Source organism: Myxococcus vastator, from assembly GCF_010894475.1.
Classification (GTDB): domain Bacteria; phylum Myxococcota; class Myxococcia; order Myxococcales; family Myxococcaceae; genus Myxococcus; species Myxococcus vastator.
Genome location: NZ_JAAIYB010000257.1, coordinates 1 through 11,884, shown reverse-complemented (window position 1 = coordinate 11,884; position 11,884 = coordinate 1). Strand labels below are relative to the sequence as shown.

Here is an 11,884-nt window from a genome sequence, read left to right as displayed (position 1 = left end):
GCTTCACGAGGTGCCGCCGCCGCGAGGGCAGGACAAGGCTCCGACCGAGCTTGCCCGTGTGCAGGCCGCCGAGCCCGTGGCGGTGGCCGAGAGCGCCCTGTCTGAGTTCGACGCCCGGCGCATCGACCTGTGGTGGTCGGCGGTGATGGTGGGCTCGCTGGGGCTGGTGTTCGCGCTGCTCTCCGTCTTTGGCGGCGTGGCGGTGCCGGTGCTGCTCGCGCTGTCGGGCGCGTACATCTTCAATCCCATCGTCACCGAGCTGGAGAAGCGGCGGCTGGACCGCACGTGGGGGACGACGCTCGTCTTCGCGGCGGGGACGCTGATGCTGGTGGGCGCGGTGCTGTACCTCATCCCGGTGTTCCGGGAGGAGGCGTCGAAGCTGCCGGACTTCTTCAACCGCGCGAGCACCCAGGTGGTGCCGAGGGTGGAGGGGCTGCTGGGGCGTTCGTTGCCGGACCTGGTCCGCCAGCGCACCGCCGAGCTGGGAAAGCAGGCGTCGGAGCTGGTCCAGAGCGCGGGGCCTGCGGCGGCGCGCATCCTGGCGAGCTTCGCGGGCAACACGGCGCGGCTGGTGGTGACGTTGCTGGGCCTGTCGGTGGTGCCGGTGCTGGCCTTCTTCTTCCTGCAGGACTACCCCCGGCTGATGGGCATGGTGAAGGATTTGCTGCCCCGGCGCGCGGTGGGGCTGGTGAGCCGGCGCTTCGCGGAGGTGGACGAGGTGCTCTCCGCCTTCGTGCGCGGCCAGCTCATCGTGGGCGGCGTGCTGTCGGTCATCTACGCGGCGGGCCTGTCCGCGGCGCGCATCGACATGGCCATCGTCATTGGCGTCATCGCCGGCTTCGGCAACATGGTGCCGTACCTGGGCACGGGCGTGGGCATCGTGCTGTCGCTGGTGGGGCTCATGCTGTCGTGGCAGGGGCCGTGGCAGCTGGCGGCGGTGGCGGCCACCTTCGTCATCGGGCAGATGCTGGAGGGCTTCGTCATCACCCCGCGAATCGTGGGGGAGAAGGTCGGGCTGGCGCCGGTGGCCATCATCCTGGCCATCCTCGCCTTCGGTGAGCTGTTCGGCTTCGTGGGCATCCTGCTGGCGGTGCCGGTGGCGGCCATCCTCAAGGTCGTCCTGAGCGTGGTGGTGGAGCGCTACCGCCGGACGCGGCTCTACACGGGGGAGCCCAAGGCGCCGTGACGAAGCTGGAGGCGCTGCACCAGGAAATCACCCACTGCCGGGCCTGTCCCCGGCTGGTGGCGTGGCGGGAGGAGGTGGCGCGGGTGAAGCGCCGCGCCTACCGCGACTGGAGCTACTGGGGCCAGCCCGTCCCCGGCTTTGGAGACCCCCGGGCCCGGCTCATCATCGTCGGGCTGGCGCCAGCGGCCCATGGGGCGAACCGGACGGGGCGGATGTTCACCGGAGACCGCTCGGGTGACTTCCTCTACGCGGGGCTGCACCGCGCGGGCTTCGCGAACCAGGCCCTCAGCGAGCGCCGGGACGACGGGCTCCGGCTCAAGGACGCCTTCATCGTGTCGGCGGCGCGCTGCGCTCCGCCCGACAACAAGCCCCTCCCGGAGGAGCTGGCCCGCTGCGCGCCGTTCCTGGATCGCGAGCTGGCGCTGCTGCCGGGCCGGGTGTTGCTCGCGCTGGGGGCCATTGGCTGGAACGCCGCGCTGGTGGCCCTGGCGCGGCAGGGGATGGTGCTGCCATCGCCCAAGCCCGCGTTCGGCCATGGGGCGGAACTGCCCCTGCCGGGCGGCCGGACGCTGCTGGGCTGCTACCACGTCAGCCAGCAGAACACGCAGACGGGGCGGCTGACCCCGGCGATGTTCGATGCCGTCATGGCGCGGATCCACGCGCTGCTGGAAACGGCGGATCCGAAGGTGCGCGGGAAGAGTTGATGAAGGCTTCTGTGTTTCCTTGACAGCTGGGGGAGCCCGCTGTTATTCCCCGCGCCACCAAAGCGGCTGCAACGCCAAGGGTCGTTAGCTCAGCGGTAGAGCACTACCTTGACACGGTAGGGGTCAGTGGTTCGATCCCACTACGACCCATCATCAGTGAGTGACTTTCAGCGGGCGGCATGGCTTCCAAAGAGCCTGCCGCCCGCTTTTTTTCCGAGGTTCGTATGTCCGACATCATCACGGTGACGCTCCCCGACGGCTCGCAGAAGCAGACGGCTCGGGGCACCACCATCGCGGACTTCGTGCGGGAGAGCATCGGCCCTGGCCTGGCGAAGGCCGCCCTCTTCGCGCGCGTGAATGGCCAGGACATGGACCTGGCGCGCAAGCTGGACGAGGACGTGAAGCTGCAGATCTTCACGCCCAAGAGCCCCGAGTCGCTGGAGCTGATCCGCCACGACGCCGCCCACGTGGTGGCCAGCGCGGTGCAGACGCTCTTCCCGGGCACGCAGGTGACCATCGGTCCCGCGACGGAGGAGGGCTTCTACTACGACTTCTTCCGCGAGAAGCCCTTCACGCCCGAGGACCTGGAGAAGATCGAGGCCGAGGCGAACGCCGAGCTGAAGCGGGACATGGCCTTCGTGCGCACCGAGATCTCCATGGACGAGGCCGTGCGCCTGTTCGAGGAGAAGGGCGAGAAGTTCAAGGTCGAGATCGTCAAGGACATCGCGGCCAAGGGCGCCAAGACGCTGACGCTCTACACGCACGGCGACTGGGTGGACTTCTGCCTGGGGCCCCACGCGCCCAGCACGGGGAAGATCGGCATCATCAAGATCCTCTCCTCCAGCGGCGCGTACTGGCGCGGGGACCACCGCAACCCGATGCTCCAGCGCGTCTACGGCACGGCCTTCTTCGACAAGAAGCAGCTGGCGGAGTACCTGAACCGCATCGAGGAGTCGAAGAAGCGCGACCACCGCAAGCTGGGCAAGGAGCTGGACCTCTTCCACTTCCACCCGTACTCGCCGGGCTCCGCCTTCTGGACCCCGAAGGGCACCACGCTCTACACCACGCTGTCGAACTGGATGCGTCAGCTGACGCAGAACGACGGCTACGTGGAGATCAAGACGCCCCTGATGTTCAACAAGGGGCTGTGGGAGACCAGCGGCCACTGGGGCAAGTACAAGGAGAACATGTTCCTCGTGCTCGACAGCGAGTCGGGGGAGCATGACTTCTCGCTCAAGCCGATGAACTGCCCGTCGCACCACCTGTTCTACGGCTTCAAGAAGCACAGCTACCGCGACCTGCCGCTGCGCTACCACACGCAGGACGTGCTGCACCGCAACGAGGCGGCGGGCTCCCTGGGCGGCCTCACGCGCGTGCGCCAGTTCGCGCAGGACGACGCGCACATCTACTGCACGGAGGCGCAGATCACCGAAGAGGTGCGGCGCTTCGTGAAGCTGCTGGACCACGTCTACAAGGCGGTGGGCCTCACCTACGCGGTGAAGCTGTCCACGCGGCCCCAGGAGCGCCTGGGGGATGACTCCCTGTGGGACCGGGCCGAGGGCGGCCTCACGGCGGCGCTGGAGTCGCTGGGCCTGCAGTACGAGCTGGCCCCGGGGGACGGCGCGTTCTACGGCCCGAAGATCGACTTCGCGGTGTCGGACAGCATCGGCCGCCGGTGGCAGCTGGGCACCATGCAGCTGGACTACCTGGCGCCCGAGCGCTTCGACCTGACCTACGTGGGCGAGGACAACGCCGAGCACCGGCCCGTGGTGCTCCACCGCGCCATCTTCGGCTCGTTCGAGCGCTTCACGGCCATCCTGATTGAGCACTTCGCCGGCGCCTTCCCGGCCTGGCTGGCGCCCATCCAGGCGGTGCTGGTGACGGTGGCGGACCGGCAGAACGACTACGCCCGGAAGGTGCGGGACACCCTGCGGGCGAAGGGCTACCGGGTGGACTTCGACGAGCGCGGCCTGTCGATGAACGCGAAGATCCGCGAGGCCCAGCTCCAGAAGGTGCCGTTCACCCTGGTGGTGGGCGACAACGAGGTGTCGGGCGAGGGCGTGTCGCCGCGGCGGTACGGCGGCGAGGACCTCAAGACGATGAAGCTGACGGACTTCGAGGCCCTGCTGGCGAAGGAAGCGGCCCTGCCGTGATCGGGAGGTCAGGACGCCTGGCGGCTTGCTGACGGGCCTTGACTCCCTGTTGCACCTAAGTATCTTGGCGCACTTTCGAGGGGAGCCCGCCCAAGTTCCCCATCTTTCGAGAGTTCTCGCACCTGCCGCTCAAGTCCAACGGCACGGGGCATGGAAGGATCAGGACGATGCCGAAGTTGAAGACCCGCAGCAGCGCGAAGAAGCGCTTTGAAGTGAAGAAGAGCGGCAAGGTCAAGCACGGCAAGGCCTTCGCGAAGCACCTCTTCACGTTCTCAAAGACGCCGAAGTCCAAGCGCACCGGCCGCGGCACCGGCCATCTTCGCGACATGGACGCGAAGAAGGTCATCAAGGAGATGTTCCCCTACGGGGGCTGATTTCGCGGTTCTGGAGTCAGGGATTACGTGGCCTCGTCGGAGCGGCAGTAAGCCTGCGCCGGGGGGCTTCCAAACTACGCAGTCCGAAGTGAGGCAGTCATGCGCGTAAAGAAGGGCGTCAAGGCCCGTCGTCGTCGTAATCGGATTTTGAAGCTGGCCAAGGGTTTCCGCGGCCGTCGGAAGAACTGCTACAAGCGCGCCAACCAGGCGGTTGAGCGGGCGCTGGACTACGCCAGCCGCGACCGCATGCAGCGCAAGCGGGACTTCCGTCGCCTGTGGATCGTCCGCATCAACGCGGCCGCCCGCACGGTGGGCCTCTCCTATTCGAAGCTGATCGCGGGCCTCGCGAAGGCGAAGATCGGCCTGGACCGCAAGGTCCTGTCCGACATGGCCATCGTGGATCCGTCGGGTTTTGCGGCCGTCGCCAACATCGCGAAGGCGGCCTGAGACACCTCCAGCCCCCAAGGCTGGAGACAGAACGGGTGGGGTGGTGGGCTGACGCTGGCCACCCTGTCCGGATGAGTGAACGGGCTGCCTCTTCGGGGCGGCCCTTTTTTTTGCCTCGGCGCCAGGCGCGCGCGGGGAACTGGAACGGAGGCGGAAGTCCATGCGGGATCGGTTGCTGGCGCTCGCGGAGTCCGCGAGGCGGGAGATTGGCGGCGCGTCGGAGCTGTCCGCGGTGGAGGCCCTGCGGGTCCGCTACCTGGGCAAGAAGGGTGAGCTGTCCGGTGTGCTGGGCGGCATGGGCAAGCTGCCCCCGGACGAGCGGCGCTCGCTGGGCGAGGTGGCCAACAGCGTGAAGGCGGAGCTGGAGAAGCTGCTCGCCCAGGCCGTGGAGCGCGCCGAGGCGGCCGCGCTGGAGGCCCAGCTCCAGGGCCCGGGCCTGGACGTGACGCTGCCGGGACGCGGCGTGGCGCTGGGCAGCCGGCACCCCGTGTCGCGGACGATGGAGGAGATTGTCCGGACCTTCTCGCGGCTGGGCTTCGACGTGGCCAGCGGCCCCGAGATTGAGCTGGACTACTTCAACTTCGAGGCGCTGAACCTGCCGAAGGACCACCCCGCGCGGGACATGCAGGACACCTTCTACGTGGACGAGGCCACCCTGGGCCACGCGAAGAAGGCGGACAGCTCCGCGCTGCTGCGCACGCACACGTCCCCGGTGCAGGTGCGCTACATGCTCAACCGCAAGCCGCCCATCCGCGCGGTGATGCCGGGCCGGGTGTACCGGCGCGACTCGGACCTGACGCACACGCCGATGTTCCACCAGGTGGAGGGCCTGCTGGTGGACAAGGGCGTGACGTTCGCGGAGCTGAAGGGCTCGCTGGCGGCGTTCGTGACGGCGTTCTTCGGCTCGGACACGCGCACGCGCTTCCGCCCGTCCTTCTTCCCCTTCACGGAGCCCTCCGCGGAGGTGGACATCACCTGCACGAACTGCAGCGGCAAGGGCTGCCGCATCTGCAAGCAGACGGGGTGGTTGGAGGTGCTGGGCAGCGGCATGGTGCACCCCAACGTCTTCACGTCGGCCGGGTATGACCCGAACGAGGTGACGGGCTACGCGTTCGGCATGGGCGTGGAGCGCATCGCCATGCTGCGCTACCGCATCGACGACTTGCGGATGATGTTCGAGAACGACGCGCGCTTCCTCGAGCAGTTCTGAGATTCCAGGGGGCCGCTTCGTGGGCCCCCGTGTTCCAGCCGGTAGAAGAAGAGGGTGGACCTGTGAAGATTTCGGTGAAGTGGCTGGGCGATTACGTGGCGCTGCCGCCGTCGGTGGACGAGCTGGCGCGCAAGCTGACCGCCGCGGGCCTGGAGATTGAGGGAATGGAGCGCCCCGCGGAGGCCCTTCGCGGCGTGGTGGTGGCGCAAATCAAGGAGTCCGTGCAGCACCCCAACGCGGACAAGCTGTCCGTCACGCAGGTGGACATCGGCGGGACGGCGCTGCTCCAGGTGGTGTGCGGCGCGAAGAACTTCAAGGTGGGTGACAAGGTGCCGCTGGCCACCGTGGGCGCGAAGCTGCCCAACGGCATGGACATCAAGCAGGCGGCGCTGCGCGGCGTGGACAGCTTCGGCATGCTCTGCTCGTCCAAGGAGCTGGGCCTGAGCGAGGAGTCCAGCGGCCTGCTCATCCTCCCGGCGGACACGCGCGTGGGCCTGCCCATCGCGGAGGCCGTGGGGCTGGATGACGTGGTGCTGGAGGTGAACGTCACGCCGAACCGGCCGGACGCGCTCAGCCACCTGGGCGTGGCGCGCGAGGTGAGCGTGGTGACGGGCTCCGCGCTGAAGGTGCCCCAGCCGAAGCCGGCCGAGTCAGGTACGCCCGCGTCCGAGCAGGTGAAGGTGCGCGTGGAGGCCCCGGACCGCTGCCCGCGCTACGTGGCGCGCGTGGTGGAGAACGTGACGATTGGCCCGTCTCCGCAGTGGATGCAGGACCGGCTGAAAGCGGCCGGCGTGCGCGCCATCAACAACGTGGTGGACGTCACCAACTACGTGAACCTGGAGTACGGGCAGCCGCTGCACGCGTTCGACCTGGAGAAGCTGGCCGGGCAGGAGATCGTCGTCCGCACGGCGACGCGCGGCGAGAAGCTCAAGACGCTGGACGGCAAGGACCGCGTGCTGGACGTGGATGACCTGGTCATCGCGGACAAGGACCGGGCGCAGGCCATCGCCGGGGTCATGGGCGGCGGCGACAGCGAGGTGACCGAGGGCACGAAGCGGCTGGTGCTGGAGTCCGCGAACTTCCAGGGCTCCACGGTGCGGCGCTCGTCGAAGCGGCACGGGCTGCACACGGAGGCTTCGCACCGCTTCGAGCGCGGGGCGGACCTGGACGCCGTGGTGCCGGCCATTGACCGGGCGGCGCAGCTCATCGCGGAGCTGGCGGGGGGCACGGTGGCGCCTGGGCGCGTGGACGCGTACCCGGCGCCGAAGCCGCCGCGGAAGGTGACGCTGCGCTTCGCCCGGGTGGAGCAGGTGCTGGGCGTGGCCGTGGTGGAGCAGGAGGTCCGCCGCATCCTGGAGGCCCTGGGCTTCAAGGCGGTGGAGGAGGGGACGGGGCAGGCGACGTACGAGGTGCCTCGGGCCCGGGTGGACGTGGAGCGCGAGGAGGACCTGCTGGAGGAGGTCGCGCGCATCTACGGCTACGACAACATCCCGGCGACGCTGCCGCGGGGGCTGGCCACGCTGGCGCCGGAGCCCGCGCACGCCGAGGCCGAGCGCCGCATGCGCCAGGCGCTGGCCGGTGCGGGGTTCGACGAGGTGGTGAACTACTCCTTCGTCGCGCCGCGCAGCCTGGAGGTGCTGGGTGGGGCGGCGAAGCCGGTGGCGCTGGTCAACCCGCTGAGCGTGGAGCAGTCGGTGATGCGCACCAGCCTGCTGCCAGGGCTGCTGGACAACCTGTCCCGCAGCGTGCGGCACCAGGTGGAGGCGGTGGCCCTCTATGAGACGGGCCGGGCCTACTTCCAGGACGCGGAAGGCGGGCAGGGGCAGCGTCCGGCGGCGCGCGAGGTGCCTCGCGTGGCGGGCCTGGTGTGGGGCCTGCGCGGTGGCGGCCGGAGCTGGACGCACAAGGACGCCCGCGCGGACTTCTACGACGCCAAGGCGGCGGTGGAGGGGCTGCTGGGGGCGCTCCGCGTGGAGGGCGTGACGTACGTGCCCGCGGGGCCGGCGGCGTACCACCCGAAGGCCGTGGCGCAGGTGAAGGCCGCGGACGGCACGGTGCTGGGCCACGTGGGCGAGGTGCACCCCCGGGTGGCGAAGGCGCTGGGCCTGCCGGACGGGGTGTTCGTCTTCGAGCTGGACACGGAGCCGCTGTACGGGGCCTCGAAGCTGGTGCCGGCGTACCGGTCGCTGCCGCGCTTCCCGGCGGTGCTGCGGGACCTGGCGGTGGTGGTGCCGCTGGAGCTGCCCAACGACGAGGTGCGCCGGGTGATCCTGGAGGTGGGCAAGCCGCTGGTGGAGGACGCTCAGGTGTTCGACGTGTACACCGGTGAGCAGATTCCCCAGGGTCGGAAGAACCTGGCGTACGCGCTGCGCTACCGCTCGGCCGAGCGGACGTTGACCGACGTGGAGGTCAACGAGGCGCACCAGCGCATCGTGGACGAGGTGAAGCAGCGACTGGGAGCTGCCTTGCGCGCCTGAATTCCTGAATGAAGTCAGAGGGTTGACACGTCTTTGGGAAGGCTGCAACAGTGCCCGCCGTTCAGCCCCGAGGGCTTCCCGAGGATTCGCATGACGAAGGCGGACATCATCGAGGGTGTCTACGAAAAGGTCGGCTTCTCGAAGAAGGAGTCGGCCGAAATCGTGGAGCTCGTGTTCGACACGCTCAAGGAGACCTTGGAGCGCGGGGACAAGATCAAGATCTCCGGGTTCGGCAACTTCCAGGTGCGCCAGAAGAAGGCGCGCGTGGGCCGCAACCCGCAGACGGGCAAGGAGATCGAGATCTCGGCGCGCCGGGTGCTGACCTTCCGGCCGAGCCAGGTGCTGAAGAGCGCCCTGAACGGCGAGGCGCCGCCCGAGGATCACGCGGAGATCGACGCCCGCGAGGAGGCCGCCGCCGACGCGGCCGAGGCCCGTGGCGAGGACTTCGACGAAGAGGGAATGGAGGACATGGAAGGGTGAGTTTTTCCGACGGTGCCCTGCTGCTCTTGCTTGACCTGAGCGTCATGTGGGGGCATAAGGGCGCACCCTTTCACGGCAGCAGCAGTGCCGGGGCGTAGCGCAGCCTGGTAGCGCACTTGCTTGGGGTGCAAGTGGTCGCAGGTTCAAATCCTGTCGCCCCGACCATCGAAGGCCCTGGAGTTCTTGGCGAAAGCTGAGGATTCCAGGGCCTTTGTTTTTGGGCTTCCGGAAGGACGGCGAACTGCCGTACGCGTGGCTGGCTCAGTGTTGGCATCAAGCAGGAGTTCAGCGGTGCCCAGACCTGCGGCCCCGAGCGCAGGCAGGTTACGGCCCTCGCGCATTTTCTCTGCGTCGAGTCGCCCATAGAACCACGAGGTGACAGCTGGATCCGGATGTGCAACATCAAGGCGACCAGGACCACTAGCTGGTCGATACGCCAGAGGACGTCTGCGGTGCTCGGCGTCCATCCTGCTAGGTGCCCAGCAACGCCGCGCACACTAGCCACGGTCGTGCTCCCGTCGATGCCAGTTCAAGGGGCGCGCTGAAGGCCGCTCCTGCAGTTCTTTACGGCGTCATTACGCCACGCGGGTTTTGGCCTGGGCCTTTCGAGGTTCCTCCGAGAGAGTCGGCATCGCGTTTGGAGTGATGCCCAGGCGACGGAGTAGTTCGTCCGCGATGTGCCAAGCCAGGAGTGGTGGGACGCTGTTGCCGATCTGTCGGAAGGCGGGGTTCATGGTGCCAGCGAAGCGGAACCCATCGGGAAAGGACTGAAGGCGCGCAGCCTCACGCACCGAAATGACGCGCTGCTGATCCGAGTCGTAGTGGATGTGGCTGTAGGTATCCTTGCCCAGGTGAGCCATCAGCGTTCTCGCGGGCTCATTGGCGGCCAACTTGCGCCACTTGTTGGGGAACTTTCCAGGGTTGTACGGAGGCACGAACGTGGCCTTGAGATCCTCGTACTCTCGCGAGCCCTCTGCGAGGCGAGTGCCCGACCTCCGCCGCTTCTCCAGTTCCTGCGCGAAGAACTGTGTGGCACGCACATGTGCCTTCGGATAGTCCTCACCGGGCTCCATGTCTTTGAAGAGCCTGTAGTCGCGCTGGGTCAGGCAGCGGGTTACGTGGTCCCTGAGAAACCCGTCGGATTCGAATTCTGGCCACTCCCGCATCAGCCGTGCGTAGGAGCTGTGGGGAGTCATGGTATGGGGCACACGGCCGTCGAGGTAGCGCGCGCCACGACGATCCTTGTTGTGGATATGATCCGTCAGCTGGGGCAGATCCGCGATGGCCTCGGCGACCGTCACTGCGGGAAGTGCATCCGCTGGGGCGGCAGGCGGAGAGACATACCAAGCTCTATTGTCCGAGGACTTCGCCAGGACGTTCTTCAGGGCTACATTCCGGCTACTGGAATATCCCCGTGGAAAATCCACCTTACGCGTCGGCACGGGAAAGCTAGGGTCGCTCCCGGTCCCCTTGTGGACTGCGACTAGAAAGAACCGCTCGCGCATTTGGGGAACGCCGTAGCTCGCCGCGTTCAGAAGTGTATATGCGCAGCGGTAGCCCATGGCCTTGAGCGACTCGCAGATTTCATCCCCGAGGTTGTGCCCACCCCAGTTGAGGATGTCGGGGACATTCTCCATGACTAGCGCCAGGGGTTTGAGCGCCTCGACATACTGCAGGTACTGCACATAGAGGGTTGCCCGCGGGTCCTGCTTGAAGGCCTCGGGATGCTGGAATACTTCCCGGAGCTTCGCCCGGCCGACGCGTGTGAAGGCGGGGCAGGGCGGACCGCCGACAATCACGTCGACCCCCTCGTCAGGGGAATGCTGCAGCAGCCGGAGCAGCGACCTGGGCTTGAGGTGCAGGATGTCCTTGGGCATGGCGTGCCAAGGATCCGCCGAGCGGTCTTTCAGGGGATGGAAGTTCAACGCGTGTGACTCGGCGGCATGTGCGTCGAGTTCGACGCCCCCAACGCTAACGCAGCCCGCGCTGACAAAGCCGAGTGAAAGGCCCCCGCACCCGGAGAAAAGGTCCAGTAGCCGCGGAGGCTCTCCTCTCCCGATCCTGTCCAGCTTCGCCCTGATGCTTGGAGCCATGCCGCCTGGATCTATACCGTAGGGGCTCCGGCCATCCCACTTCTTAGTCTGTTGCATCGGCCCGGCGCTCATGTCCTCTTCCACTTCTTCGTGCTTCGCCGTCCGAACACGGACCGCATCGTGGTGGCGTCTCGAAGGTCCTCCATCAAGCGTTGTTCCATGTCGCCCTCGCCAGCCTGTGGGTTGACCTGGACGACCCTCCACGATGCGGAGGGATTCCACTCTCCGTCCTGGAGCGCTTGGCGGACGCTCTCGACAACTTCATTGAGGGACTCGAAGATCTGGTGTTCCCAATAGCGGCAGACGCGCCACCCATCTTTTTCGAGGAGGAGCGTCTGTCGGCGGTCCCGCTCGACGTTCTCGCGCAATTTGGAGGACCAGAATTCGTCACGCGTTCGCGGGCGCACGTAGTGCTTGGGGCACCCATGCCAAAAGCAGCCATCGATAAAGACGGCGACCTTGTGCCTGGGGAAAACAACATCAGGCCTTCCATGGAGTTTTCGCGCGTGCAGGCGGAATCGCAGTCCGGTCCGCCAGAGCGCTGACCGGAGCACGCGCTCGGGAGAGGTGTCGCGGCCGCGGATCCTCGACATCTGTTCGGAGCGGGAGAGGCTCATTGAAAATACTACCTAGCAGGTTTTGTGGCCGAATGCAGCACTGATGGGTGGCCAAGCATCCATGGACGGTCGCCCAGTGTGGTGTGTGGTGCCTGAATCAGACCGATCAAATCAGGTTGGCTTCTCAGCTGAGTGCTAGGTCA

Annotated in this window: 10 protein-coding genes and 2 tRNA genes; 10 read left to right on the top strand and 2 right to left on the bottom strand. The window is 67.3% G+C overall.

All coding sequences use genetic code 11. The features are described from left to right. Window positions 1-58: 58 nt before the first annotated feature. From G4D87_RS23380 to G4D87_RS23335, 10 genes are all read left to right on the top strand, one after another. Window positions 59-1,186 carry an AI-2E family transporter gene (locus G4D87_RS23380; RefSeq protein ID WP_338044995.1) on the top strand — a complete coding sequence of 376 codons (1,128 nt, stop codon included), beginning with the start codon at window positions 59-61 and terminating at the stop codon, window positions 1,184-1,186. After that, window positions 1,183-1,890, top strand: coding sequence for a uracil-DNA glycosylase (locus G4D87_RS23375; protein WP_163784426.1), 708 nt, complete (start codon window positions 1,183-1,185; stop codon window positions 1,888-1,890). Before G4D87_RS23380 ends, G4D87_RS23375 begins: the two co-directional genes overlap by 4 nt. Window positions 1,891-1,968: 78 nt before the next feature. Then, window positions 1,969-2,040, top strand: a tRNA-Val gene (locus G4D87_RS23370). A gap of 74 nt (window positions 2,041-2,114) precedes the next feature. After that, window positions 2,115-4,043 (top strand): threonine--tRNA ligase, encoded by a 1,929-nt coding sequence (thrS, locus tag G4D87_RS23365; RefSeq protein ID WP_163784425.1) that lies wholly within the window; start codon window positions 2,115-2,117, stop codon window positions 4,041-4,043. Between the two features lie 167 nt (window positions 4,044-4,210). Next, entirely contained in the window at window positions 4,211-4,417 is a 207-nt protein-coding gene (rpmI, locus tag G4D87_RS23360; RefSeq protein ID WP_163784424.1) for a 50S ribosomal protein L35, read from the top strand. A 99-nt stretch (window positions 4,418-4,516) separates the two neighbouring features. Further along, complete coding sequence (gene rplT, locus G4D87_RS23355; protein WP_163784423.1) at window positions 4,517-4,864, top strand: 50S ribosomal protein L20; 348 nt, start codon at window positions 4,517-4,519, stop codon at window positions 4,862-4,864. A gap of 160 nt (window positions 4,865-5,024) precedes the next feature. After that, entirely contained in the window at window positions 5,025-6,074 is a 1,050-nt protein-coding gene (pheS, locus tag G4D87_RS23350) for a phenylalanine--tRNA ligase subunit alpha (protein ID WP_163784422.1), read from the top strand. A gap of 62 nt (window positions 6,075-6,136) precedes the next feature. Next, window positions 6,137-8,551, top strand: a complete 2,415-nt coding sequence (gene pheT, locus G4D87_RS23345) for a phenylalanine--tRNA ligase subunit beta (RefSeq protein WP_176410066.1) — start codon at window positions 6,137-6,139, stop codon at window positions 8,549-8,551. A gap of 90 nt (window positions 8,552-8,641) precedes the next feature. After that, window positions 8,642-9,031 (top strand): integration host factor subunit alpha, encoded by a 390-nt coding sequence (locus tag G4D87_RS23340; protein ID WP_002639669.1) that lies wholly within the window; start codon window positions 8,642-8,644, stop codon window positions 9,029-9,031. Between the two features lie 88 nt (window positions 9,032-9,119). Next, a tRNA-Pro gene (locus tag G4D87_RS23335) sits at window positions 9,120-9,196 on the top strand. A gap of 410 nt (window positions 9,197-9,606) precedes the next feature. Here the strand turns inward: G4D87_RS23335 and G4D87_RS23330 are convergent. Together G4D87_RS23330 and G4D87_RS23325 are read right to left on the bottom strand one after the other, a co-directional pair. After that, window positions 9,607-11,196 (bottom strand): DNA cytosine methyltransferase, encoded by a 1,590-nt coding sequence (locus tag G4D87_RS23330; protein WP_163784420.1) that lies wholly within the window; start codon window positions 11,194-11,196, stop codon window positions 9,607-9,609. Next, window positions 11,193-11,741 carry a very short patch repair endonuclease gene (locus G4D87_RS23325; protein WP_163784419.1) on the bottom strand — a complete coding sequence of 183 codons (549 nt, stop codon included), beginning with the start codon at window positions 11,739-11,741 and terminating at the stop codon, window positions 11,193-11,195. The genes G4D87_RS23330 and G4D87_RS23325 overlap by 4 nt, the downstream gene beginning before the upstream one ends. Between the last annotated feature and the right edge of the window lie 143 nt (window positions 11,742-11,884).